This is a genomic window from Propionivibrio sp., from assembly GCF_016790145.1.
Taxonomy (GTDB): domain Bacteria; phylum Pseudomonadota; class Gammaproteobacteria; order Burkholderiales; family Rhodocyclaceae; genus Propionivibrio.
Map to the genome: position 1 here is coordinate 1 of NZ_JAEUOI010000005.1, position 23,900 is coordinate 23,900.

General features: G+C 56.4%; 24 protein-coding genes and 1 tRNA gene. 6 read left to right on the forward strand and 19 right to left on the reverse strand.

The window, feature by feature from the left end; genetic code table 11:
• Window positions 1–157 precede the first annotated feature (157 nt).
• On the forward strand, window positions 158–883 hold the full coding sequence (locus JNM42_RS00390) for a type 1 glutamine amidotransferase (RefSeq protein WP_294264447.1): 726 nt from the start codon (window positions 158–160) through the stop codon (window positions 881–883).
• 138 nt (window positions 884–1,021) lie between these two features.
• Here the strand turns inward: JNM42_RS00390 and rquA are convergent, their stop codons facing one another.
• The 9 genes from rquA to JNM42_RS00435 form a co-directional block, all read right to left on the reverse strand.
• A complete protein-coding gene (gene rquA / locus JNM42_RS00395) occupies window positions 1,022–1,732 on the reverse strand; it encodes a rhodoquinone biosynthesis methyltransferase RquA (protein WP_294264450.1) in 711 nt (236 codons plus the stop codon).
• Between the two features lie 427 nt (window positions 1,733–2,159).
• The gene (locus tag JNM42_RS00400) at window positions 2,160–5,177 is read right to left on the reverse strand and encodes a DEAD/DEAH box helicase (RefSeq protein WP_294264453.1); all 3,018 of its coding nucleotides are present in this window, start codon (window positions 5,175–5,177) and stop codon (window positions 2,160–2,162) included.
• Between the two features lie 148 nt (window positions 5,178–5,325).
• Window positions 5,326–5,820, reverse strand: coding sequence for a YajQ family cyclic di-GMP-binding protein (locus JNM42_RS00405; protein WP_294264456.1), 495 nt, complete (start codon window positions 5,818–5,820; stop codon window positions 5,326–5,328).
• A 12-nt stretch (window positions 5,821–5,832) separates the two neighbouring features.
• Entirely contained in the window at window positions 5,833–6,144 is a 312-nt protein-coding gene (locus tag JNM42_RS00410) for a pyrimidine/purine nucleoside phosphorylase (protein ID WP_294264459.1), read from the reverse strand.
• Between the two features lie 2 nt (window positions 6,145–6,146).
• Window positions 6,147–6,356 carry a DUF2788 domain-containing protein gene (locus JNM42_RS00415; RefSeq protein ID WP_294264462.1) on the reverse strand — a complete coding sequence of 70 codons (210 nt, stop codon included), beginning with the start codon at window positions 6,354–6,356 and terminating at the stop codon, window positions 6,147–6,149.
• 15 nt (window positions 6,357–6,371) lie between these two features.
• Window positions 6,372–7,601, reverse strand: a complete 1,230-nt coding sequence (locus JNM42_RS00420; RefSeq protein WP_294264465.1) for an argininosuccinate synthase — start codon at window positions 7,599–7,601, stop codon at window positions 6,372–6,374.
• A gap of 81 nt (window positions 7,602–7,682) precedes the next feature.
• Window positions 7,683–8,618, reverse strand: coding sequence for an ornithine carbamoyltransferase (gene argF, locus JNM42_RS00425; protein ID WP_294264468.1), 936 nt, complete (start codon window positions 8,616–8,618; stop codon window positions 7,683–7,685).
• Between the two features lie 12 nt (window positions 8,619–8,630).
• The gene (locus JNM42_RS00430) at window positions 8,631–9,803 is read right to left on the reverse strand and encodes an aspartate aminotransferase family protein (protein WP_294264471.1); all 1,173 of its coding nucleotides are present in this window, start codon (window positions 9,801–9,803) and stop codon (window positions 8,631–8,633) included.
• A 612-nt stretch (window positions 9,804–10,415) separates the two neighbouring features.
• A complete protein-coding gene (locus JNM42_RS00435; protein WP_294264474.1) occupies window positions 10,416–10,646 on the reverse strand; it encodes a hypothetical protein in 231 nt (76 codons plus the stop codon).
• Window positions 10,647–10,870: 224 nt separating this feature from the next.
• On the opposite strand from JNM42_RS00435, the gene JNM42_RS00440 reads away from it, so the two are divergent.
• A complete protein-coding gene (locus tag JNM42_RS00440; protein WP_294264477.1) occupies window positions 10,871–11,185 on the forward strand; it encodes a DUF3579 domain-containing protein in 315 nt (104 codons plus the stop codon).
• Window positions 11,186–11,286: 101 nt separating this feature from the next.
• Here JNM42_RS00440 and rpsT read toward each other — a convergent pair whose 3' ends face one another.
• Window positions 11,287–11,553: a 30S ribosomal protein S20 gene (gene rpsT, locus JNM42_RS00445; RefSeq protein ID WP_294264480.1), complete on the reverse strand. Its 267-nt coding sequence runs from the start codon at window positions 11,551–11,553 to the stop codon at window positions 11,287–11,289.
• A gap of 191 nt (window positions 11,554–11,744) precedes the next feature.
• Between rpsT and murJ the strand changes: the two genes are divergently transcribed.
• Entirely contained in the window at window positions 11,745–13,283 is a 1,539-nt protein-coding gene (gene murJ, locus JNM42_RS00450; RefSeq protein WP_294264481.1) for a murein biosynthesis integral membrane protein MurJ, read from the forward strand.
• Between the two features lie 19 nt (window positions 13,284–13,302).
• Window positions 13,303–13,932 (forward strand): YbhB/YbcL family Raf kinase inhibitor-like protein, encoded by a 630-nt coding sequence (locus tag JNM42_RS00455; protein WP_294264483.1) that lies wholly within the window; start codon window positions 13,303–13,305, stop codon window positions 13,930–13,932.
• A 92-nt stretch (window positions 13,933–14,024) separates the two neighbouring features.
• On the opposite strand, the gene JNM42_RS00460 is transcribed toward JNM42_RS00455, so the two are convergent.
• From JNM42_RS00460 to JNM42_RS00490, 7 genes are all read right to left on the reverse strand, one after another.
• A complete protein-coding gene (locus JNM42_RS00460) occupies window positions 14,025–16,448 on the reverse strand; it encodes a sodium-translocating pyrophosphatase (protein WP_294264486.1) in 2,424 nt (807 codons plus the stop codon).
• 181 nt (window positions 16,449–16,629) lie between these two features.
• Window positions 16,630–17,289, reverse strand: a complete 660-nt coding sequence (adk, locus tag JNM42_RS00465) for an adenylate kinase (protein WP_294264488.1) — start codon at window positions 17,287–17,289, stop codon at window positions 16,630–16,632.
• A gap of 135 nt (window positions 17,290–17,424) precedes the next feature.
• Window positions 17,425–18,189 carry a 3-deoxy-manno-octulosonate cytidylyltransferase gene (gene kdsB / locus JNM42_RS00470; protein ID WP_294264491.1) on the reverse strand — a complete coding sequence of 255 codons (765 nt, stop codon included), beginning with the start codon at window positions 18,187–18,189 and terminating at the stop codon, window positions 17,425–17,427.
• 15 nt (window positions 18,190–18,204) lie between these two features.
• Window positions 18,205–18,381 (reverse strand): Trm112 family protein, encoded by a 177-nt coding sequence (locus tag JNM42_RS00475; RefSeq protein WP_294264495.1) that lies wholly within the window; start codon window positions 18,379–18,381, stop codon window positions 18,205–18,207.
• On the reverse strand, window positions 18,362–19,432 hold the full coding sequence (gene lpxK, locus JNM42_RS00480) for a tetraacyldisaccharide 4'-kinase (protein WP_294264498.1): 1,071 nt from the start codon (window positions 19,430–19,432) through the stop codon (window positions 18,362–18,364). The genes JNM42_RS00475 and lpxK overlap by 20 nt, the downstream gene beginning before the upstream one ends.
• Window positions 19,433–19,475: 43 nt before the next feature.
• Entirely contained in the window at window positions 19,476–19,892 is a 417-nt protein-coding gene (locus JNM42_RS00485; RefSeq protein ID WP_294264501.1) for a biopolymer transporter ExbD, read from the reverse strand.
• A 10-nt stretch (window positions 19,893–19,902) separates the two neighbouring features.
• Window positions 19,903–20,511 carry a MotA/TolQ/ExbB proton channel family protein gene (locus JNM42_RS00490; protein WP_294264504.1) on the reverse strand — a complete coding sequence of 203 codons (609 nt, stop codon included), beginning with the start codon at window positions 20,509–20,511 and terminating at the stop codon, window positions 19,903–19,905.
• A gap of 378 nt (window positions 20,512–20,889) precedes the next feature.
• Between JNM42_RS00490 and xseA the strand changes: the two genes are divergently transcribed.
• Together xseA and JNM42_RS00500 are read left to right on the forward strand one after the other, a co-directional pair.
• Entirely contained in the window at window positions 20,890–22,218 is a 1,329-nt protein-coding gene (gene xseA / locus JNM42_RS00495; protein ID WP_294264507.1) for an exodeoxyribonuclease VII large subunit, read from the forward strand.
• Window positions 22,219–22,254: 36 nt separating this feature from the next.
• Entirely contained in the window at window positions 22,255–22,842 is a 588-nt protein-coding gene (locus JNM42_RS00500; RefSeq protein WP_294264512.1) for a Fe-Mn family superoxide dismutase, read from the forward strand.
• A gap of 367 nt (window positions 22,843–23,209) precedes the next feature.
• Here the strand turns inward: JNM42_RS00500 and JNM42_RS00505 are convergent, their stop codons facing one another.
• Both JNM42_RS00505 and JNM42_RS00510 read right to left on the reverse strand, forming a co-directional pair.
• Entirely contained in the window at window positions 23,210–23,395 is a 186-nt protein-coding gene (locus tag JNM42_RS00505; protein ID WP_294264509.1) for a bacteriocin, read from the reverse strand.
• Window positions 23,396–23,759: 364 nt separating this feature from the next.
• Window positions 23,760–23,847 (reverse strand) — tRNA-Ser (locus JNM42_RS00510).
• Window positions 23,848–23,900: the final 53 nt, after the last annotated feature.

Here is a 23,900-nt window from a genome sequence, read left to right on the forward strand (position 1 = left end):
GTTGATGGTCAGCAGGGCCTTGCCCGGAAACAAGCCCGCCAGACCGACATCCGCCGCATGCGCGGACGGCGCGATCAGCCATAGGCAGAGCAGTAAGGTGCGCGTAAAATTCACAACGCGCCGAAATCCAGCATCGCCAAACAGAAACCATCCGCACATGAAACCCATCGCCATTTTTCGCCACACCAAAACCGAGGGACCAGGCTATTTTGCCACATTCCTCGATCTGCACTCGATTCCGTGGCAACTGATCGCCATCGACCGGGGTGAAACCGTTCCCGTCCATGTCGGCGAATTCTCCGGCCTGTGCCTGATGGGAGGGCCAATGAGCGTCAACGACTCATTGCCATGGATCGAACCCTTGTGTGCGCTGATTCGCGATGCCGACGCCAGTGGCCTTCCGGTCATCGGACATTGTCTCGGGGGACAACTCATCAGCAAGGCACTCGGCGGCCACATTACGCGCAGCCCGGTCAAGGAAATCGGCTGGGGAAATGCCGGCGCCGAAAACAACGACAGCGCACGCCATTGGCTTGGAGAGAGTCTTGACCAATCCGGCGTGGCGACTGTGTTCCAGTGGCATGGCGAGACTTTCAGCATTCCGCCCGGCGCGCAACGCATTCTCACCAATCCGTTCTGTGCCAACCAGATGTTCACGCGCGGCTTGCATCTGGCGATGCAGTGCCATGTCGAAATGACGATTGAAATGATCAGCGAGTGGTGCAAGTCCTGGCCCGCCGAAGTGGAGGGGCTCGACCCCTTGCCATTGACGGTACAGACTCCGGAACAGATGCTGGCGCAAGGGCAGGATCGCCTGCCGGCCATGCGTCAATTGGCCGAGCACTTGTATTCGGTCTGGATCAGGGGGCTGAAAAGCGATTGATCCGTTCCCGCGCTGAACGGTTTGCCCCCGCGTAACAACAAGCACTCACGCCAACGGTCACCTGTCATAAAAAACGCGCGGCCTTCAAGGCTGCGCGTTTTCAGTCGTTCGTTGGGTCAGGACGAGAACTTGCGCACACTACGACTTGTGTTCAACCACCACGCACTGATAAACGCCACCAAAAAACGTGCGCTTACGCCAGGTAAAGCGTTCGGCCTGACTGGCGTAACTGCTTAACTCGTTCTTCCAGAGCGTTTCAGAAAACGGTTCCAGATAGCGATTGACGAGTTTGAGGATGTAACGAACCGGATGCCATTTTGACGGATTATGGTAATCGACGAAAACGGCCTTGCTGCCTTTTGGCAATTTTTGCAGCATATGATCGACGATTTCGAATTTTTTCTCGTCCGGAACCTCGTGCAACAGGAAGAAGCTGCAGATCAGGTCGTAATCAACATGTTCTTCGCTGTTGAAACTAGCCGCATCGCTACGAATGACTTTGGTCCAGTCCAGACCAGCCAGCTTGCGCTGGGCATGTTCTAGCTGGATCGGCGTAACGTCGGTCAGATGGAAAACGCCATTCGGACCCACTCTGTGCGCCGCACGTGTCACCAGATCGCCATAAACGTGCGCCAGTTGCCACACGCGCATTCCTTCCTTGATCTCGTTCAGATAGGATCGAATCAGACGCTGGTCGTTAAGAAACAACTGCACCCGCACCACCAGATTATGATCCAGCACACGTACCCACTTGGGATCGACATACGCCCAGTCGTAAACCTCGGTCATGTACGCAGGAACGCCGTCGTAATAGGGGTCGATGGCGAGTGACGCGTGATTCTTGGTCATTTATCTGATCCGATCCGGTTAAATCTCTCAAGCATTCGATAACAGCAACGGACTCAAAAAACCGGTGCGGCAACGCGAATGGCGGAAGAGGAAAAAATAACAAATTATGTCTGACCAGGTCTATCCGGTCAAACTTACAGGCTGCTAGAACTCTTTAGGCACTCTGTTTCATTGCATTCTCTACGCTGCACAGCGCGACCCGCACAATGAATTATTATTTTTTTATCGGTTTATACGACTTCTACCGTTTCCATAGGTTCCCCAAGTTTGATTTAAATATGTCTGCCCCAATGCATTCTCCTACTCCCTGATAAATCGCATCAATATCAAGCGAAATGTACCGGCTCCTCGCAACGCAAGGATTCTTTCGCCTGCCAGGTTACGCGTGCGCAGATCTATACACGGCGACCACGGCGCCGCCTGCGCCTTAAGTGGGTAGCGGTGCGAAGAGGGCAGCGATGTCGTCTGCTCCGAACTTCAGGTCGATACTGCGATCCTCGGAGAGAATCCCGGCAGCGAGGTCTGCCTTGCGTTCCTGCAAGGCAAGAATCTTCTCCTCGATACTGCCGGCGATGATAAGTTTGTAGACAAACACCGGCTTGTCCTGTCCAAGTCGATGGGCGCGATCGGTCGCCTGATTCTCCACTGCCGGATTCCACCACGGATCATAGTGGATCACCGTATCGGCCGCTGTGAGATTCAGTCCGACACCCCCGGCTTTGAGGCTGATCAGGAAAATGGGTACTTCGCCCGCCTGGAATCGACGCACCGGCGTTTCACGGTCGCTGGTATCGCCGGTCAGAATGACGTAGTCGAGACCTGCCTGTTTCAACTCGGTCTCAATCAGGGACAGCATGCTGGTGAATTGCGAAAAGAGCAGAATGCGCCGCCCCTCATCGACCTGCTCGGGCAACATGGTCATCAGCAGATCGAGCTTGGCGCGCTCGGTGACCCGCTGCGCCGACGCCGCCTTGACCAGACGAGGATCACAGCAGACCTGCCGCAGTTTAAGCAGCGCATCGAGGATCACGATCTGGCTGCGGCCGAACCCCTTGCTCGCCACCTCCTCGCGCACCATGGCATCCATCGCCGCGCGGATGGTCTCGTAGAGATCGCGCTGACTTCCGGCGAGTTCGACTTTGCGTACGATGATCGTTTTGGGCGGCAACTCGCGTGCCACTTCTTCTTTCTTGCGCCGCAGGATGAACGGGCGAATGCGCCGGGCAAGCAGGTTGCGCCTCAGTGCATCGCCTTGCTTCTCGATTGGTGTGCGCCAGTATTTGACAAAGGTATTGCTGTCGCCAAGAAAGCCGGGCAACAGGAAATCAAACTGGCTCCACAATTCGCCCAGATGGTTTTCCAGAGGTGTTCCGGTCAGGCACAGCCGATGCCGCGCCTCGATCTTGCGCACGACTTCGGCACCCTGGCTGCGGGCATTCTTGACGGTTTGCGCTTCGTCAAGAATAAGCAGGTGATAGCGGTGCTGGGTCAACTCGTGGGCATCGCGCCAGAGCAGAGGATAGGTGGTCAAGACGACGTCGTGCCCGGGAATGTCAACAAATCGGGCCTTGCGTTCCGCGCCGTGCAGGGAAAGGATGGAAAGGCTCGGCGCAAAGCGCACCGCCTCATTCTTCCAGTTGAAAATCAGGGAAGTCGGCAATACGATAAGTGCCGGTCGATCCAGTCGGCCGGCTTCCTTTTCCAGCAGCAGGTGTGCCAGTGCCTGGGCTGTTTTGCCCAGACCCATGTCGTCGGCCAGAATGCCGGACAGCTTTTGCTGGCGAAGAAACTGCAACCAGGCCAGACCTTCCTTCTGGTATGAACGCAGCTCCAGCCCCAAGCCGGCAGGCGAATCGATGTGAGCGATACCCTGAGCCGCCGACAACTGGTCGGCAAGCGCCAGCACGTCTCGCTGTCCACGGAACTGCCAGCGGCTGGTGTCGCTCAGTTCGGCCAGACGCGGCGCATCAAAACGTGAGAGACGCAGCGTATCGCCACCGGCAAAACCGTCGAAGAGATCGATCAAGGTCGCGGCGAGCGGCTTCAGACGCCCGGCGGGCGCGCGGATACGCAGATTGGCCGGCGTCATGAGTTCTATCATTTCGTCATCGGCAATCCGATTCAGCAGTGCGCTGTCCAGCCAGCGTGCATCACGCCTGAAAAGCGAGGCCAGCAGTGGCGCCAGCGGCAAACGCTGGCCTTCGACGATGATGCCCATATCGAGATCAAACCAGCCGTTGTCCGACTCAAGAAGCTCTGCATCCCACGCCTCGACGTGCAGTGCATGATGACGAAAATCTTCTTCAAACTCGATCTGCCAGCCGGCCTTGCGCAACAGGGCTAGCCCGTCCTGCATGAAAGCGGGCCACAACGATTCATTGGCCAGACCATACGCACTATCGGGCGGACTGCCGAAGGTATGGAGGGCATAGCCCGGGATTTTCTGAAGTCCGGTTTCAGCCAGGCTGTTCATCAAGGCCTTTTCCTGATCGCTACGACGCAAGATACGTACCGTCTCGCCATCGGGCAGTGTGGCGAACTCCCGGATGTCATCCGGTTTGATCTCCGCATCCTGATAACGAAACACCGGCAGCACGACATCAAACGATCCGGCGTTGAAGCTGGCGACATAACCGCGCCAATTTCTGTTGCCATGCGTATCAAGTGTCTGCAGGCGCAATAGCGGAACAGGACTGGCGTCAATGCGGCGCAGACGGGCACCGGCATCCTCGGCGGGAATCTGCAATTCGGGGGCAAGTTCAGTCAATGCTTCGGCAACCAGCGCGGCTTCCTTGGCTGACAGCGGCGGCAGTGAAAACAGGCGTGCAATGACCGCAGGGTTGCCTGGCACGTCCAGAGCGCCGATTACGCCTTCATCCAGATCGACATACCAGGGAGGTTGCAGCGGAATCACCAGACTGGCTGCAGGGGTCGGGGTAAAACACGGCCTTTGTCGCCCGTTGCTATCAAGCAGCCAACTGACGATCGCCGGTCGCGTCTCGGCCAGCAGCAGAGGGGAAAAATCATTTGCCGGATAAAGGCGACCCGTCCTTGCCATCCGCTGCAGAATATCGCCACCGTGCTGCGGACCGAGACTGAAGGCGCGCAAACCGCTGTCATGGGCTCGCTCAGCCCACAGCAGGCGAAGGATGCTGACATCCTCCTCGGCGACAAACGGTGGTGGCTTGATCAGCGCACGATCAATCGTCCACCACTCCATGGTGTTCTCGGCTTCACGGCCCTTGTGAACGGTCACCCCGAAGCCACAGGCATCCTCGGTCCAGTGCAGGAAATAAAAGATCTGGTTTCGACTTGCGGAGGTCTTGCTGGTCTTCTTGCTGACGGCCATCGACACGCGACGCAATTCTTCCACCCAGGACAGTACGCCAGGATTGATGCGCTCTTTTTCTTCCAGACCTTCAACAGTTTTTGACGTAATGGGCATCGGAACTCAATTGGCGAATGGCGCCGTACATCGGTAGTTGCAAATACCAAAGAAGCGCAGGCGACAGTTCAAGAAGCAGGCCCGAAACCAGACGGGTTAAATAGCGCACTCTTTATCCGAATTCACCATCCGCTACTCGAAATCCAGTTCAATCGCGGAAGTTTCCGTACTTGATCGGGAAGTCGGTGATCGCCTTCTTCACCAGGGCAATGGCTTCCTGCAGAATATCGCGTTTGGCACCGCTCACACGCACGGCATCACCCTGAATGGCCGCCTGCACCTTGAGCTTCGAGTCCTTGAGCAATTTGACGATCTTTTTGGCCAGCTCGCTCTCGATGCCAACCTTGATCTTCAGTTCCTGCCTGACCTTGTCGCCCGAGATTTTCTGCACGGCTTGATGATCCAGGCGCTTGGTGCAATCCGGCTCCTTCTTTTCCATCTCCGGAAAAAGAATGTCCTTGATCTGGCCGAGCTGAAAGTCGGAGTCGGCGGACAGCGTGATGGTCTTGTCTTTTTCGTTCAACTCGACCCTGGCGCTGGTACCCTTGAAGTCATGACGCCCGACGATCTTTTTTCCGGCCACGTCGATGGCATTCTTCAATGCCACCATGTCCACTTCTGATGAAAAATCGAAAGATGGCATCTCAGCCTCCACTTAGCCAAAATGACAAACGTAATGATAGGGCTCGTCGCAGGCGATTTCGAACGACGAGTTGGCGGGAACGTCGAAAGACTGACCAGCCGCATAGTTTATCCAGTCACTTTGGCCCTTCAGACGAACCCGACAGGAACCGCCGACACCTTCCATGACTTCAGGCGCTCCGGTGTTGAAGGTCAGCGATGACGGTAAAATCACCCCCACCGTCTTTCTGCTGCCGTCGGCAAACTGGATGGTGTGGCTGACGCAGCGGCCATCGAAGTAGACGTTGGCCAGTTTGATGATACTCACGTTATCGAATTGCGCCATGTTCAGAGTCCCAATAATTTTTGAATGACCAACTTGGCAATGAAACCGAGCATGCCAAAAGAGAGAACGAAAAACAGTATGACAGTGCCGGTCTTTCCCGCCTTTGACTTCCACGCTATTTCGCCAATGATGAACAGCATGTAGAGCATGAAGGCACCGATCCCGAATGACATGCCGAAATCCGAAATCTGCTCTTCAGTCAGTCCAAACATCTTCGCGATTTTCTCTTAGCCCTTGCGACTGGACAGATTTGCTGCAATGCGCATGCGCAACGCATTGAGTTTGATGAAACCGCCGGCGTCCTTCTGGTCATAGGCGCCGGCATCGTCCTCAAAGCTTGCAATGGTTGAATCGAACAGGGAGTCGGTCTTCGAATCGCGGCCGGTAATAATGACGTTACCCTTGTAGAGTTTAAGCCGGACCCATCCATTGACTGTTTGTTGCGTGGAGTCAATCAGCGTCTGCAAGGCGCGACGCTCCGGACTCCACCAGTAGCCGTTGTAGATCAGGCTGGCATAGCGCGGCATCAGGTCATCCTTGAGGTGGGCGACTTCGCGATCCAGGGTGATCGACTCGATGGCACGGTGCGCACGCAGCAGAATGGTACCGCCGGGGGTCTCGTAACAGCCACGTGACTTCATTCCGACGTAGCGGTTCTCGACCAGATCGATACGACCCACACCATGCTTGCCACCCAACTGATTGAGCAGGCCAAGCAATTGATCCGCCGGCATGCGCTTGCCGTTGATGGCGACCAGGTCGCCTTTCTCGAATTCGAGGTCGACATATTCAGAGGCATCGGGAGCGGCTTCCGGCGACACGGTCCAGCGCCACATCGACTCTTCGGCCTCGGCTGACGGCTCTTCCAGATGACGCCCTTCGTAACTGATATGCAGGAGGTTGGCATCCATTGAGTAGGGCGAGCCTCCCTCCTTGTGCTTCATCTCAACCGGTATGCCGTGCTGCTCGGCATAGGCCAGCAGTTTCTCGCGCGAGAGAAGATCCCACTCGCGCCACGGTGCAATGATCCTGATGTTCGGCTTGAGCGCATAGGCACCGAGTTCAAAGCGCACCTGATCGTTGCCCTTGCCGGTCGCTCCATGCACCACGGCATCGGCATCGGTGAGGTTGACGATGTCGATCATCCGCTTGGCGATCAGCGGTCGTGCTATCGAGGTGCCAAGCAGATATTCACCCTCGTAAACCGTATTGGCGCGAAACATCGGGAATACGTAATCGCGCACGAATTCTTCACGCAGATCTTCAATGTAGATATTCTCGGGCTTGATGCCGAATTTGATCGCCTTCGGACGCGCCGCTTCCAGTTCATCTCCCTGCCCCAGATCCGCCGTGAAGGTCACGACTTCGCAGTGATAGGTATCCTGCAGCCACTTGAGAATTACCGAGGTATCCAGACCGCCGGAATACGCCAGAACCGCTTTCTTGATTTCACTCATTGTTCGACTTCCAGTAAGGAGTAAGGAGAGAAGAGTACGAAGTGGGCGCCGGGTTGCTCCTCACTCCTCACTCTTTTCTCCTCACGGATTCACACGACCGAGGACCAGATACTCCATCAGCGCTTTTTGTACATGTAGACGATTCTCGGCCTCGTCCCAGACAACGCTCTGCGCACCGTCGAAAACCTCGGCTGAAACCTCTTCGCCCCGATGCGCCGGCAGGCAATGCAGGAAAAGCGCATGCGGATGGGCTACTTGCATCATCTCGCTGTCCACCTGCCAATCGGCGAAATCGCGTAATCGTTCAGCTTTCTCGGCTTCAAAACCCATCGAGGTCCACACATCGGTGGTCACGATGTCGGCATCCTTTGCCGCCGCCATCGGATCGGCAAACTGCTTGAAGTGACCGGTACCGTAGAGTCCTGCGCGCTCGGCTTCAACCTCATACCCGGGCGGCGTCGATACATGGACGTTAAAATCCAGCACTTCGGCAGCCTGCAGCCAGGTATTGCAGACATTGTTCGAATCCCCGATCCAGGCTACCGTCTTGCCCTGAATCGGACCGCGCTGTTCGATATAGGTGTAGATATCGGCCATGATCTGGCACGGGTGGTACTCGTTGGTCAGACCGTTGATCACCGGCACGCGTGAGTGCGCTGCCAGGCGTTCGACAATTTCCTGCTCGAAGGTGCGAATCATGATCAGGTCGCTCATGCGCGAAATCACGTGCGCGGCATCCTCGACCGGCTCGCCGCGACCGAGCTGAGAATCGCGTGTATTAAGGTAGATTGCGGCGCCGCCAAGCTGTTGCATGCCGGCCTCAAAGGAAAGGCGAGTACGGGTGCTGGCCTTCTCGAAAATCATCACCAGTGTTCGATCGCTCAGCGGCCAGTGCCGTTTGTAGGACTTGAACTGCGCCTTGATCCAGCGAGTACGCTCGAACAGGTATTCGAATTCCTCGCGCGTAAAGTCCTTGAACTGCAGGAAATGTTTGACGCCGGGCTTGACTCGTGTCATGGCAGCTCTCGATCAGGCCGCGAGAAAATCACGGATCAATCCGGAAAGCCGCACGACAAGCTCGCGCCCTTCGTCAGCACTGAAGGTCAGTGGCGGCAACAGACGCACCACCTTGTCGGCGGTCACATTGATCAGCAAACCTGCTGCCAGGCCGCGGGTCACCAACTCGCCACACGGGCGATCCAGCTCGATTCCGATCATCAAGCCCTGACCGCGGATGTCGACCATACCGGTCACGCCTTTCAGCGCCTGTGCCAGACCTTCCCGAATCGAGCGCCCGACAGACAGGGCGCTGGCAATCAACTGGTCTCTTTCGATCACTTCGATGGTGGTCAGGGCTGCCGTTGTTGCCAACGGGTTACCGCCAAAGGTCGAACCGTGATTGCCCGGTTTAAAAAGGCCAGCCGCCTTGCCGGCGGCAAGACAGGCGCCTACGGGAACACCGCCGCCAAGGCCCTTGGCGAGGGTTACCACATCCGGGCGAATACCGGCATGCTGGAAACCGAACCAGGTACCGGTACGACCCATGCCGCATTGCACCTCGTCACATACCAGCAGCCATCCCTTTTCGTCGCAAAGCTGGCGCAGACCACGCTGAAAATCGGTATCAGCAATATTGATTCCGCCCTCACCCTGGACAATTTCAAGCATGACGGCAACAACATTCTTGTTATGTTCGGCAATCGCTCGAATAGCCTCCAGATCGTTGTACGGTACCCGAACAAAGCCCGAAACGAGTGGCTCGAAACCGGCTTGCGCCTTGCGGTTACCGGTGGCTGAAAGAGTCGCCAAGGTGCGCCCATGGAAAGCCTTTTCCATGACGATGATGGCCGGACTCTCGATACCCTGCTGGTGACCATAGAAACGCGACAGTTTGATCGCTGCTTCGTTGGCCTCGCATCCCGAGTTGCAGAAAAAAACCTCGTCCATGCCGGCCATGCCAGCCAGCTTGTCGGCCAACTGTTCCTGCTGTGGCATACGGTAAAGATTCGAGGTATGTAACAGGCGTCCGGCCTGCGTAGCAATGGCAGCCACCAGGTCGGGGTGATTGTGCCCGAGCGTGGATACGGCAATTCCCGACAGCGCATCGAGATAAACTTTTCCCTCGGTGTCGGTTACCCAACTTCCGTCGCCATGACTGAAGGCGACCGGCAAGCGGGCATAGGTGTTCATTAGGTGAGACATATACCACCCCTTGATGAGGCTCTGAAACTCAAACGGCGGCTTGCGCCGCCGGAAAATCCACGCATCCGTACCCCACGGGTACTTGCCGGCAAACACCTGAAACACTTGCCTGCCGATGGAGCAAGGGGAAGAATTCTAAGTGAAAACCGGTAGCTTGTATATAAGATCGGAAAGCGGGCGCGATACAAGCAGCACGCTAGAATGCGGCATGCGCATCATTTTTTCCAACCGACACGGCTAGTCATACCGAACACGAGCGATTACCTGTCGTTGCAGGCAACAGAGCAAATGACTCGAACGGCTGGCCATTCTCGAACCGGTGCTCAAAAGGCGCGTCTATCGCCGCTATCTACTGACCCGTCATGATCATCGACGCAAGATGTGTCAGGTTGTGCAGATCCAATTGCACGAAAGCTATAACAAGGAGGTCCGCCAAACCATGTGATTTCTGGAAATGCGGCTATCGCGCAAAGCCCGTCAAAGAAATGGAACGTGTTCAGCCACAATGCATCCAGCGTCGGCGCCAAAGACTATACCGCCCTGTAAGAAGAACTTCGGCTACAAAATTTGTTTTAACTGCCGTCAGCGGATACCGATATTCCAAGGCTAGATTTAATTAGTCCCGGAGATAAGATCAACAACATCTTCATAGGTCACTTGGCCGGTACGCGGCGCCTGAATGACTGATCGCTTGGCTTCGAGGATTTCACAGCCAAGATAAATCTGGCGCAACTTGCGCTCAGCATCTGGTTCATCCTTGCCGAATATCAAAAGTTTGTCGACAACGGCTCCGCTCCGTGTCCGGATACGGAAACCATATTTTGTTGTAGGCGACAATTGCATAAATTACCTCTATATCAAAGAGATGTAGAGACTATATGCAGTAAATTATCTGAAAGCAAGCCAAGTGTCTATTTATTTTCGTATAACTATTTTTGCAAACGAACGATTGCGATACGATCTTGAATCAGGCACCGTCAATGAAGTCAGCTTTCTGGTAGAATCCAGACTCTCAAATGGCCCGCAGGGCTACAACTGGAACAATTTGGGGCTGACCCAGCCAAGATATGCGATTCTCGTCCAACACTCCATTCGTCATTCTCGGTCTGACCCGTGATGGCAAAAAATTCCGTCCCAGCGACTGGGCGGAAAGGCTTTGTGGCGTTCTGTCTGCGTTTGGTGCCGAAAAAAAGATGAAGTACTCGCGTTATGTCAGTCCCGGACACTACTCCGACGAGAAAGCTGTTTTTGTCGACGGCCAACTCTACGAGATTGAACCAATGGCTTACCGTTTTGTACTTCACTTTGCGCAGGACAATGATTTGCAGCTAATCGAGGGCTCCTGCCCAATCAAGGACAAGGACAAGGACAGCCTGATTTAAGCAAACCCTTTGCAACTGTTCCGCTGCATTTTCGTGTTCGGGGTGCGCACCAATGAAAACGGCGCCGTTTGACGCCGTTTTCATATCTGAACAAGTACCAATCAGGCCGCCAGAGCCTTGATCTGGGCTGAGAGGCGACCTTTGTGCCGCGAGGCCTTGTTTTTGTGAATGATTTTCTTGTCGGCGATACGATCAATGACCGCAACCGATTCCTGATATATGTTTTTAGCCGCCGCCTTGTCACCAGCGACAATCGCCTTTTGCACACGCTTTACCGCAGTACGCAGAGTGGAGCGGAGGCTGACGTTGTGAGCGCGTTGCTTGACGGCTTGGCGGGCGCGTTTGCGGGCTTGGGCGCTGTTGGCCATGAATTTTGATCCCTAATAAGCTGATGGGTTAATCGAGAACGCGCCATTCTACAGAGTTGAATTGGCCAACGCAACCGCATTTTTCGAAACGCATTTTTCAAAACCTGTCGCAGCCTGCATGCGATCCGGTTTTCCCACCTGTCACTAAGCAGCTATGATGGTGACTTTCGCGTGAAGCCAGTCAATACCTGATGAATCTGCTCAAAGCACTCGCCACGGTCAGCGGCATGACATTGCTCTCGCGCATTCTCGGTTTCGTTCGTGATTTCGTTATCGCCCGAATATTCGGCGCCGGGATGGTGACTGACGCCTTCTTTGTTGCTTTCAAGCTGCCGAATCTTTTGCGCCGCCTGTTTGCGGAAGGTGCTTTTGCGCAGGCCTTCGTTCCGATTTTCGGGGAATACATGAGCAAAGATGGCACAACAAAAGCCAAACTCCTCGTCGACCACGTTGCCACCCTGCTCTTTCTTATTGTGCTCGTCGTCACCTTGATCGGCATGGCAGCGGCACCACTCCTGGTCTACATCTCCGCGCCTGGATTTGCTGCCGACAGCAGCAAGTTCGCGCTGACTGTCGAACTGACACGGATTACCTTTCCCTATATTCTTTTCATGTCGCTGGTTGCGCTCTCTGGCGGTGTACTCAACACCTGGAGCCGATTTTCCGTACCCGCCTTTACGCCGGTGCTGCTCAATCTCTCCTTTATCGGCATGGCGCTGTTCGCTGCACCATACTTTGTCCAACCGGTCATGGCACTGGGCTGGGCTGTGTTGCTCGGCGGCGCCTTGCAACTTGCTTTCCAGTTGCCCAGCCTGCATCGGATCGGCATGTTGCCGCGCTTTTCACTCGACTGGAAAGACCCAGGGGTACGACGCATCCTCAGACTGATGGCGCCTGCCGTTCTGGGTGTCTCGGTGGCACAGGTCAGTCTGCTGATCAATACCATCTTCGCCTCGTTCCTCGGCACCGGCAGTGTCTCCTGGCTTTACTATGCCGACCGTCTGATGGAATTCCCCGCCGGCATGCTTGGCGCTGCACTCGGTACGATCCTCTTGCCCTCGCTGTCCAAATACCATGCCGGCGATAAATTTGACGACTACTCCAGGCTGCTCGACTGGGGCTTGCGCCTGACCCTGCTGCTCGCAGCACCCTCCGCACTGGCATTGGCGATCATCGCTGTGCCGCTGATATCGACCCTATTTCATCACGGCGCTTTCACCGCCGATGACGTATTCAAGACCCGCGATGCCCTGGTTGCCTACAGCGTCGGACTGCTTGGACTGATCCTGGTGAAAGTGCTGGCACCGGGCTTTTACGCCCGACAGAATGTGCGAACACCGGTCAAGATTGCACTCTTTACCCTGTTCGTCACGCAACTACTCAATTTTGCCCTGATTGGCTGGCTCAAGCATGCTGGACTGGCTCTGTCCATCGGACTGGCAGCGTGCCTGAATGCGGCATTGCTTTACCGCGGCCTGCGTCGGCACGGAATTTACTCGCCTCAGCCCGGCTGGCCGATTTTCTATGCCAAACTCGCTGTCGCCCTGCTGGTCATGGGGGCAACGTTGTGGTTTACTGGTGGTAACGCAGCCGACTGGTTACGCTGGAGCCTGATGGAACGTCTGCAGCGGCTTACTGTCATCGTAATCTTGGGTGCGGCCGTCTATTTCGCTACACTGTGGGTGACGGGTTTCCGTTTGCGTGATTTCAAACGTCGGGCGGCTGAATGACTACTTTGGAGGAAGAGGAATGAAACTGATCAGCAGCAACTTCAAGGATGGGCAAAGAATTCCGGATGACTTCGCCTTTTGCATTCCCGATCCGGCACATCACGTGTGTCTTGGCAAGAACCTCAACCCGCAATTGCAATGGAGTGACGTCCCTGCGGCAACGAAGTCTTTCGCCCTCATCTGTCACGATCCAGATGTGCCAAGCCGGGGTGACGATGTAAACCAGGAAGACCGCAGTGTTCCGGCATCACTGCCGCGTGTCGACTTCTTCCACTGGGTACTGCTTGATTTACCGGCCGGTCTGCGCGAGATCAAACAGGGCGAATTCTCAAGAGAAGTGACTCCGCGCGGCAAACCGGGTCCGGCGGCAGCGCACGGCGCGCGCCAGGGGATCAACGACTATACCGGCTGGTTTGCAGGCGATAACGACATGCGCGGTGATTACTTTGGCTTCGACGGCCCCTGCCCGCCGTGGAACGACGAGATCGTACACCGCTATGTTTTTACGATTTTCGCTCTCGATGTGACTGAGCTGAAGGTCGAGGCGAAACTCACCGGCCAGCCAGTCCGCGAAGCCATGCAGGGACACATCCTGGCACAGGCAAGCCTGACCGGCATTTACTCGCTCAATCCATCGCTTAAGCTCTAGCCTGCCGTTCCAGTACTGATCCGGCAAAAAAAACGGGCCGCAATTACGGCCCGTTTGTATTTCTGCAAACTATCCCGTTCGCGTTGAGCCCATTACTTTGCGCTGACCTCGACGCGACGCGCCTCGGCGCTATCTCCGCTTCCTGTCGTAACTTCGGGCTTCTTCAACTCGATGCGTTCTTCTGCAATACCGGCATCCTTAAGCGCATTATAAACAGCCTTGGCCCGGTTCTTTGAAATCTCCTCATTGACAACCTGGTTCCCACTCGGATCGTGGAAGCCGGAAACAGCGAGCTTCGCATTGGGGTTGGCCTTGGCGAAACCGACGATGACGGCGAGAGTCGCCCCCGTATCGGCCGGAAGATCAGCCGATCCCGTGGCAAAGAAGACCTTGGCGACGGGCACCGCCACGGCCATGATGGCCACCGGCTCCGCCGCGCCAGTCATTGGCTTGGCCACCGAGGCGGGTACCACCAGCGGCACAATCATCAGTGCAACTATGTTGATGATCTTGATCAGCGGATTAACGGCCGGACCCGCCGTATCCTTGTACGGGTCGCCCACGGTATCGCCAGTCACCGAGGCCTTGTGGGCTTCAGAACCCTTGCCGCCGAAATGGCCGTCTTCAATGTACTTTTTGGCGTTGTCCCAGGCACCGCCACCAGTAGTCATGGAAATGGCGACAAAGAGACCGGTAATGATGGTTCCCATCAACAAGCCACCGAGCGCCTTCGGCCCGAGCAGCAGGCCAACCACCACCGGAACGAGCACCGGCAGCAGCGATGGTACGATCATTTCCTTGATCGCCGCTGTCGTCAGCATGCCGACCGCACGCGAGTAATCCGGCTTGGCGGTGCCATCCATGATGCCCGGAATCTCCTTGAATTGACGTCGCACTTCAACGACCACCGCACCCGCCGCACGCCCGACCGCTTCCATGGCCATGGCACTGAACAGGTAGGGAATCAGGCCGCCGATGAAGAGGCCGATGATGACCATGTGATCGGACAGATCGAAAGACATGACAAAATTGACTCGGGCTTCCAGCGCATGGGTGTAGTCGGCAAACAGAACCAGTGCCGCCAGACCTGCCGAGCCGATGGCGTAACCCTTGGTGACCGCCTTGGTGGTGTTGCCCACGGCATCGAGCGGATCGGTCACATCCCGCACTTCCTGCGGCAGTCCGGCCATTTCGGCAATACCGCCGGCGTTATCGGTGATCGGGCCATAGGCATCCAGCGCGACAATGATGCCGGTCATCGACAGCATCGAGGTCGCTGCAATGGCGATGCCATACAGACCGGCCAGGGCAAAGGTGATGTAAATCGCCAGACACACGGAAAGTACCGGCAACGCTGTTGCCTTCATCGAAACACCGAGGCCGGCGATGATGTTGGTTCCATGTCCGGTCGTCGAAGCGGCCGCCACATGCTTGACCGGGGCAAAATCGGTACCTGTGTAGTACTCGGTAATCCAGACCAGCAAACCGGTCAACACCAGACCGATCGTCGCCGAACCAAAAATGCTCATGGAAGAGATTAGTTTGCCGTCGGCCAGTGTGATACCGTTGCCCAGCAACCAGGTCGTTATCGGATAAAATGCCAGCAGCGCCAGCACCCCGGCAACGGCCAGACCACGGTAGAGGGCATTCATGATCTTGCCGCCGTCGTTGGCCTTCACGAAGAAACAACCGATAATCGAAGCGATGATCGAAACCCCGCCCAGAACCAGGGGATAGATGATCAGGTTGTCATTGGCATTGGCTACGCCCTTGAGCATCATGGCGCCGAGCACCATCGTTGCCACCACCGTAACGGCGTAGGTTTCGAAAAGGTCAGCCGCCATACCGGCACAGTCGCCGACGTTGTCACCGACGTTGTCGGCGATCACGGCCGGGTTGCGCGGATCGTCTTCGGGAATACCGGCTTCGACCTTGCCGACCAGGTCAGCACCAACGTCAGCTCCCTTGGTGAAGATACCGCCGCCCAGTCGGGCGAAAATTGAAATCAGCGAACCACCGAAAGCCAGCCCCACCAGCGGCTCGACCGCATGCTGAATGCTCGCCCCCCCGGAGCGGAGGAATGCATAGTAGCCCGCCACGCCGAGCAGGCCGAGACCGACGACCAGCATGCCGGTAATGGCACCACCCTTGAAGGCTACATCAAGCGCAGCCGCAATGCCGCTACGCGCCGCCTCGGCGGTTCGCACGTTGGCGCGGACCGACACATTCATGCCGATAAAGCCGGTGGCTCCGGAGAGCACGGCGCCGATGACAAAACCGACCGCCATCAACTTGCCCAGGAAGACCGCAATACAGACGGCAAGAACAACGCCAACGACGGCAATCGTCGTGTATTGCTTGTTCAGATAGGCCGATGCGCCGACCTGAATCGCCTTGGCGATATCCTGCATACGTTCGTTGCCGGCTGGCAACGAAAGAATCCACTTGGTCATTACAGCACCGTAAAGCACCGCGACCACCGCGCATGCTAGCGCGAATACGAGACCTGCCGACATGAATACCCCCTATCAAGATTACACAGGCCCCTCGGGAGACTCCTCGGGCGCCGGATTACTCAACCATCTGCACTTAAATCTATCCACACCTCCTCTTGCGGGAGGTACCGTTTATAGCAGCAGACCGATATTTTAGCCGCCTTAGCGGCGGAACTGTTAATCCTCGCTGCAAATTTTAGTATTAGTATTGACTCAAAGCGTCAATAGCCGCCTGCTTGATCTGATCGATACTGCCGACGCCGGCAATCTTGCGGCACCTTGGCGCCCTGGCGTCGCCCGAAGCAAACCAACTGCTGTAGAACTCGATCAATGGCTTGGTCTGCGAATGATAAATCTGGAGACGCTTTTTAACGGTTTCTTCCTGGTCGTCGTCACGCTGAATCAAAGCTTCGCCAGTCACATCGTCCTTGCCCTCGACTTTCGGCGGATTGAACTTGACGTGGTAGCTTCGCCCTGATGCCAAATGAACACGGCGACCGCTCATCCGTTCGACGATCTCCGAATCGGCGACATCGATCTCCAGCACGAAATTCAGTGCTACTCCCGCTGAGCGCAGCGCTTCAGCCTGCGGAATCGTACGCGGAAAGCCGTCAAACAAATAGCCGGACTTGCAGTCTTCCTGCAGTAACCTTTCCTTGACCAGACCAATGATGATCCCGTCTGACATCAGGCTTCCGGCGTCCATCACCTTTTTAGCTTCAACTCCCACAGGCGTGCCGGCCTTGATCGCTGCACGCAGCATATCGCCGGTAGAAATCTGTGGAATGCCAAATTTTTCACAGATGAATTGCGCTTGTGTACCCTTACCGGCCCCTGGTGCACCGAGCAAAATAAGTCTCATAGCCATTCACCTTTGAAGAAATTCAAACAAGGCTGATAGTATACCACTGGCACCGCACATGGATGAGCCAGCACCGTTTCAAAGTATTGAAAAGTACCTTCATTTGTCCGAACGGTCAAACGTTTTCATGACTTTTCATGACTTGCGAAAGTATTCCTGCATGCGTGCCGCATCTTCCGTCGTATCGACACCCAGCATCGGCAGATGATCGGAAATCACCACACTGATGCGGAAACCATGCCAGAGCGCGCGTAACTGCTCCAGTGCCTCAAAGCCCTCGAGCGGCGACGGCGTCAAACGGGCATAGGCCCGCAAAAAACCGGCGCGATAGGCATAAAGCCCGATATGCCGGTACGCCGGAATCCCGGACGGCAAGGTTTCCTTGCCGAGCGCACCGGCAAAGTGGTCCCGCGCATAAGGAATCGGCGCACGGGAAAAATACAAGGCATCACCGTTAGCCTTGCACACGAGTTTGACGATGTTCGGATTGAAGAAATCGGCCGCATTATCGATCAAATGCGCCACCGTGGCGATGTCCGACCCGCATTCCGCCAGTTGACGCGCGGTTTGGGCAATCAGCGCAGGTTCGATCAGCGGTTCGTCGCCCTGGACATTGACCACGATGGTTTGATCGTCCCATCCGCGCTGCTCAACAACTTCTGACAGGCGATCCGTTCCGCTCGGATGATCGGCACGCGTCTGCACCACCGACAAGCCATGCGCTGTGGCAGCCGCCTGTACGTCGGCATGGTCGGTCGCCACCCATACTTCTTCGGCACCTGAAAGGACGGCACGCTCGGCCACCCTGACGACCATCGGCTTGCCCCCGAGATCCAGCAGCGGTTTGGCCGGGAGGCGGGTCGATGCGTAGCGTGCGGGAATGACGACCTTGAAATTCATCTCGTCAGAAGATAGTCAAGCTTCATCGACATCAAGATGGCGCGCCTCGTCTTCGAGCATGACCGGTATGTCATCACGCACGGGGAAGGCCAGCTTGCATGGTTTGCAGATCAGTTCCAACGCTGTCTTGTGGTATTCGAGATTGGCCTTGCAGATCGGGCAGACCAGGATATCAAGCAAGCGTGCATCCATCGATTTTCTCCAGAATTGTATCGAGCAATGATTGGCCATCGGGTGCCGCAACAATTTGCGCATCAACCGGTAACACCCAAGCCTCGCGCACAGTCAATGCGGCACATTTTACCGCATCCTTCTCGGTCATCAGCAGCACGCCATCGTCTGCAAAAGCCAGATCTTCCGAGCAGTAATCATGGTGATCGGGGAACGGATGGGCCTCGAACTCAAGCCCCAGGGCGGCAAGCTGCGCAAAGAAGCGGGAGGGATCGCCAATGCCGGCCATTGCGTACAGGCGTTTGCCGCGCAGATTGTCAGCAGTACAGCGTACTTGCGCATCCGACAGCGCAAAAAAGCGCTGACCGACCAGGCGCATCATGAACTGTGGCAAGGCGAGAGTGGCCTGGGACATCTGCACCGGTGCCTGTATCGGTGCCTGTGCCTGCGGAAAAGCGTTCCATACGAGCGCCGTTACCGCCGACAAGCGGCGCAGCGGTTCACGTAGCGGGCCGGCCGGCAACAGCCGGGCATTGCCCGCGCCGCGAGCGTCAAACACGGCAATTTCGACCGAGCGCTGCATGCGGTAGTGTTGTAGACCGTCGTCCGAAATGATGACATTGCATTCTGGATGCGCGCTCAGCAAGGCCAGTCCGGCAGCCACCCGATCACGAGCAACAAAAACCGGAATACTGCTGCGCCGCGCCAGCAACAGCGGCTCGTCCCCCACCAGCGAACAGGCCGAATCCAGCGCAACGGCCTGCACCCCCTGCGCCGTACCGCCGTGGCCCCGACTGATAATCCCCGGTCGCCAGCCCCGTTCGCACAGGCGTTCAACCAGCCAGAGCACAAGCGGCGTCTTGCCGCTGCCCCCCACGGTCAGATTGCCAATCACGATGACCGGCACCGGCAGACGATACGAGCGCAGTGCGCCATAGCGATACAAGCTATGCCGCAACCGGACAATCAGTCGGAAAAGCCAGGAAAGGGGTAACAGGGGAAAGAGTGCAAGGGCCAGTCGCTGCTTGTACCACAGGCCGCGCACTCGCTGTTCGATAGCGCCTGAACGCATCAGTGACTCAGCGGCAACTGCGTGGTGACACCTGAGCGCGCCATCAGCGCGGCGATTGGGTAGCGAACGATATGTGAGGAAAGCCTGCGGTCTGTGCAGCCTGCATGATGTCGACCACGCTCTGATGCGTCGCCTTGGCGTCGGCATTGATGACAATGACCGGATCCTTGTTGTCACCCGCAGCGCGCCGCAAGGCTTCGCTGATCGACTTCACATCGGTCGCTGTCAGAGGCGACTTGTTGACCAGCACCTGCCCGCTCGCCGTCACCGCCACGCTGACTTCATTCGGCTGCTCGGCCTGCTTGCTGGCGTCGGCCGTCGGCAGATTGATTTCCAGCCCGGAGAACTTGGCATAGGTGGTGGTCAGCATCAAAAAAATGATGATCACCAGCAACACATCGATCAGCGGAATCAGATTGATCTCGGGGACATCGTGGTCGCGACCGCGTTGAAAATTCATCGCTTGTTCCTCAAGCCTTGCGCTCGCCATGCAAAACCTCGACCATGCGCACGGCCTGCTGCTGCATTTCGATCACGAAGCCATTGACCAGTGCGCGGAAATGGCGCCAGAAAATCATTCCCGGGATGGCGATGATCAAACCAAAACCGGTGTTGTAAAGCGCCACCGAGATGCCGTGAGCCAGTTGCAGCGGATTGGTTCCGGTCGGTGACTGTGAACCGAATATCTCGATCATGCCGACCACCGTGCCAAACAGACCCATCAGCGGGCTGATTGAGGCGATGGTTCCCAGCGTCGTGAGATAGCGATCAAGTTCATGCGCGACCACGGCACCGGCCTCCTCAATCGCCTCGCGCATGATCTCGCGTGAACTACCGACATTGCGCAAGCCGGCAGCCAGCACCCGCCCGAGCGGGGATTGCGCCTCTAGATTGGCCAGCATCGCTTCATTGACGCCGCTTTGCCGATACTCGGCAATCACGCGTTGCAACAAACCACTTGGCAACACCTTGGCACGACGCAAAGCGACCATGCGCTCAATGATCAGGGCCACGGCAATGATTGACGCCAACAACAAGGGCCAGATGGGCCAGCCGGCAGCCAGAATGATTGAAAACACGCTTTCCCCCTCAGGAATTTTTCAACTTGCGACTTTAGCCTGAGCCGACCTCAGCGGCAAGCCCTGTTCTTCGTATAATCGAAATTCTTATCCACAAATTCTGTGGATAACTTTGTGGATTAAAGCGAAAACCTGGCTCTAAGTGCTGTTTGTAAAAGGATTTTTCCTGCTTTGCCGGGAAAACAGGCGGCAAAATAAATCATTTGTAATCAATTGGTTAAAATACACCCCCTGATTCTGTAAGTGTTTCAGCCCATTTCTGCGCTGAAACAGGCACAGGGTGTGAATGAATTGACTTGGATGTAGAATTGGCGCATGTCAGAGCCCACCCCCTCCGGCGCAAGCCTTGCCCCATCAGCTACTGTGATCCCGGTATCAATGCTCAACCGGCTTGCCCGCGAACGGCTCGAATCCGCCTTCCCGCTCTGCTGGGTCGCCGGCGAAGTATCCAATCTGACCTACGCCGCCTCGGGCCACGTTTATTTCTCGCTCAAGGATGCAGCGGCACAGGTGCGCTGTGTCATGTTCCGCAACCGCGCCCAGCTTCTCGGCTGGCGTCTGGAGAACGGGCAGCATATCGAAGCCCGCGTCCTGGTCACGCTCTACGAAGCACGCGGAGATTTCCAGCTCAATGTTGAAGCGGCTCGCAAGGCAGGGATTGGCAATCTCTACGAACAGTTTCTCCGGCTCAAGGAAAAGCTCGAACGCGAGGGACTTTTTGCCAGCGCAGGCAAGCGCCCGCTGCCCGCTTTTCCACGCCGCATCGGCATTGTCACCTCACCACAAGCGGCCGCACTGAGCGATGTTCTGAGCACACTAGTGCGTCGCGCACCGCACGTCAGCCTGGTGCTCTACGCGACGCCCGTACAGGGCGAAGGCGCCGCTGCGCAGATCGCCAGCGCCATACGTCGTGCGGGCGAACGGCGAGACTGCGACGTCCTCATCATCTGCCGTGGAGGCGGCAGCCTCGAAGACTTGTGGGCGTTCAATGACGAAGCACTGGCGCGGACCATCCGCGCCTGCGCCATCCCGGTCATCACCGGCATCGGTCACGAGACCGACTTCACCATCGCCGATTTCGCCGCCGATCAGCGCGCACCGACGCCCACGGCGGCGGCCGAACTTGCGGCGCCGGAACGCTCAGCGCTCTACGCGCGCCTCGTCGACTGCCGGCTCGCACTGCGTCGCCAGATCAGGCAAGGCCACAATCAGCGCAGTCAGCACCTCGACTGGCTGGCTCATCGCCTGGAGCATCCGGCACAGCGTCTCGCGCAACAACGTGAAAACCTGCTCAATTTGCGCCGACGCCTCGACAGTGGCCTGACCCAGGCCAGCACGCGCGGCCGCAACACGCTCGCCAGCCTGACCCGCCGCTTGCTGCTGGCGCGTCCGGACACCAGCCGGCTCGCCCGACGACTTGAGGCACTGACACCAAAACTGCACAGCGAATTGCAAAATACGCTGCGCAGCAAATCCGCCGACCTCTTGCGCCTCGCAGCCAGTCTCAATCACCTCAACCCGGACGCCGTACTGGAACGGGGCTACAGCATTGTCACCGACGCCGCAGGCGGTATCCTGCGTGACAGCCGCTCACTGGAACCAAATGACCGCATTGCTGTCTCCTTCCACGTTGGTCGTGCCGAGGCAACCGTTACTTCGGTGACCAGGCAACCTATAATACCTAACGCGCAAATACCCTCAAGCTGAAACAACAACCCACCTGAAGCAAACCAAGGAGAAATGATGGAACATCAACTGCCGCAACTGCCTTTTGCCATGGATGCACTGGCCCCGCACATGTCGAAGGAAACCTTCGAATACCACTATGCCAAACACCATCAGGCGTACGTCACCAACCTGAACAATCTGATCAAGGGCACCGAATACGAAAGCCTCGACCTCGAAGCCATCATCAAGAAAGCACCGGCCGGCGGCATCTACAACAACTCCGCACAGGTGTGGAACCACACCTTCTTCTGGAACTGCCTGAAGCCCAATGGCGGCGGCGCTCCGGGCGGCGCCCTGGCAGATGCGATCAACAGCAAGTGGGGCTCCCTCGACGAATTCAAGAAAGCCTTTCAGACCTCGGCTGTCGGCAACTTCGGTTCTGGCTGGACCTGGCTGGTCAAGAAAGCCGATGGTTCGGTTGACATCGTCAACATGGGCGCCGCCGGCACCCCACTGACCACTGGCGACAAGGCGTTACTGTGCATCGACGTGTGGGAACACGCCTACTATATCGACTATCGAAATCTGCGTCCGAAGTTCGTTGAGACTTTCCTCAACAGCCTCGCCAACTGGAGCTTCGCCGAGAAGAACTACGCCGGCTGATACGTCTGTTTATTGCGTTCGGACGCACGTTCGCAACTCATTTGGGCACCTTTCCGGTGCCCAAATTTTTTCCTGGCAAACCATCGGGTTCAACTCGTCATTCGGCGCAAGCCGCGAAATGGCCTGAAGCCCTATAAAGCACACTGCGCCTATGCAAAACCCTTTCCGAACGCCATGAAACCTTATGGTCGTAGCACCAAGGCACCCGCCAAAACCAGATCTGGGTAACTATCAAGCGCGCGACAGCAGACGTCATTCAGGAAAGCGGATTTCAGGGAAGGCTAAAAATCAATGAACCTTTTTCATGAACCGTGGTTGATTCAAATCACGATACCCAAGGTATCGTTAATAAAGAAACGAACGGTAATTAACGTTCAACTTCAAGGTCATCCAGGTCGTCGTCACCACCTTGAACCTTAAGCTTTCCACGTGTTGCAGGCTTAAGCCCGCCACTGACCTTGGCGAGTTCCGATTCTGTCAATTGGCGAGCGTACTCGTTTTCGACCTGTTGCTGTTCTTGCTTATGGGATGCTTTCGTCTCGTCATTCATCATTGTGATTTCCTCAAAAGTGATCCTCAGCCGAAATGCGGTTCGAATTTATCCTTGTGCTGAGGCGTGGTTGGCTTAACATCCCATCGGATTGCAGTGATGGTTGAAATGATTGTAGCGCAAGCTCTTCCCGCTGGAAGTTGCCTTATGAACAGTATTTGAGTGACAAATTCACAATGTTTCTGAATGACAACGCGATCAACAGCAGGCTCGTAAAAGCGGCTTGCAGACGCCCCAGAGCGGCGGTGTTTGCGGCAGAGGATTTGCTTCAAGGCCGGAATCTCCGGATCAACGGGGATACTTATTGGTGGGTATTTTGTGGGTAGAAAACCAAAACGCCCTATGAGGGGCGTCGTTGCTTGAATACTGGCGGAGAGGGTGGGATTCGAACCCACGGTACCTTGCAGTACGCCTGATTTCGAGTCAGGTACAATCGACCACTCTGCCACCTCTCCGTCAGGGGCGCGATTTTAACATGAGTCTTCCCATCGATGCGCCTCGTACTCAT

What these genes read in the sequence shown, in the direction of transcription:
- JNM42_RS00390 (WP_294264447.1), top strand. Translation starts at nt 158, where the DNA reads ATGAAACCCATCGCCATTTTTCGCCACACCAAAACCGAGGGACCAGGC.
- rquA (WP_294264450.1), bottom strand. Translation starts at nt 1,732, where the DNA reads ATGACCAAGAATCACGCGTCACTCGCCATCGACCCCTATTACGACGGC.
- JNM42_RS00400 (WP_294264453.1), bottom strand. Translation starts at nt 5,177, where the DNA reads ATGCCCATTACGTCAAAAACTGTTGAAGGTCTGGAAGAAAAAGAGCGC.
- JNM42_RS00405 (WP_294264456.1), bottom strand. Translation starts at nt 5,820, where the DNA reads ATGCCATCTTTCGATTTTTCATCAGAAGTGGACATGGTGGCATTGAAG.
- JNM42_RS00410 (WP_294264459.1), bottom strand. Translation starts at nt 6,144, where the DNA reads ATGGCGCAATTCGATAACGTGAGTATCATCAAACTGGCCAACGTCTAC.
- JNM42_RS00415 (WP_294264462.1), bottom strand. Translation starts at nt 6,356, where the DNA reads ATGTTTGGACTGACTGAAGAGCAGATTTCGGATTTCGGCATGTCATTC.
- JNM42_RS00420 (WP_294264465.1), bottom strand. Translation starts at nt 7,601, where the DNA reads ATGAGTGAAATCAAGAAAGCGGTTCTGGCGTATTCCGGCGGTCTGGAT.
- argF (WP_294264468.1), bottom strand. Translation starts at nt 8,618, where the DNA reads ATGACACGAGTCAAGCCCGGCGTCAAACATTTCCTGCAGTTCAAGGAC.
- JNM42_RS00430 (WP_294264471.1), bottom strand. Translation starts at nt 9,803, where the DNA reads ATGTCTCACCTAATGAACACCTATGCCCGCTTGCCGGTCGCCTTCAGT.
- JNM42_RS00435 (WP_294264474.1), bottom strand. Translation starts at nt 10,646, where the DNA reads ATGCAATTGTCGCCTACAACAAAATATGGTTTCCGTATCCGGACACGG.
- JNM42_RS00440 (WP_294264477.1), top strand. Translation starts at nt 10,871, where the DNA reads ATGCGATTCTCGTCCAACACTCCATTCGTCATTCTCGGTCTGACCCGT.
- rpsT (WP_294264480.1), bottom strand. Translation starts at nt 11,553, where the DNA reads ATGGCCAACAGCGCCCAAGCCCGCAAACGCGCCCGCCAAGCCGTCAAG.
- murJ (WP_294264481.1), top strand. Translation starts at nt 11,745, where the DNA reads ATGAATCTGCTCAAAGCACTCGCCACGGTCAGCGGCATGACATTGCTC.
- JNM42_RS00455 (WP_294264483.1), top strand. Translation starts at nt 13,303, where the DNA reads ATGAAACTGATCAGCAGCAACTTCAAGGATGGGCAAAGAATTCCGGAT.
- JNM42_RS00460 (WP_294264486.1), bottom strand. Translation starts at nt 16,448, where the DNA reads ATGTCGGCAGGTCTCGTATTCGCGCTAGCATGCGCGGTGGTCGCGGTG.
- adk (WP_294264488.1), bottom strand. Translation starts at nt 17,289, where the DNA reads ATGAGACTTATTTTGCTCGGTGCACCAGGGGCCGGTAAGGGTACACAA.
- kdsB (WP_294264491.1), bottom strand. Translation starts at nt 18,189, where the DNA reads ATGAATTTCAAGGTCGTCATTCCCGCACGCTACGCATCGACCCGCCTC.
- JNM42_RS00475 (WP_294264495.1), bottom strand. Translation starts at nt 18,381, where the DNA reads ATGGATGCACGCTTGCTTGATATCCTGGTCTGCCCGATCTGCAAGGCC.
- lpxK (WP_294264498.1), bottom strand. Translation starts at nt 19,432, where the DNA reads ATGCGTTCAGGCGCTATCGAACAGCGAGTGCGCGGCCTGTGGTACAAG.
- JNM42_RS00485 (WP_294264501.1), bottom strand. Translation starts at nt 19,892, where the DNA reads ATGAATTTTCAACGCGGTCGCGACCACGATGTCCCCGAGATCAATCTG.
- xseA (WP_294264507.1), top strand. Translation starts at nt 20,890, where the DNA reads ATGCTCAACCGGCTTGCCCGCGAACGGCTCGAATCCGCCTTCCCGCTC.
- JNM42_RS00500 (WP_294264512.1), top strand. Translation starts at nt 22,255, where the DNA reads ATGGAACATCAACTGCCGCAACTGCCTTTTGCCATGGATGCACTGGCC.
- JNM42_RS00505 (WP_294264509.1), bottom strand. Translation starts at nt 23,395, where the DNA reads ATGATGAATGACGAGACGAAAGCATCCCATAAGCAAGAACAGCAACAG.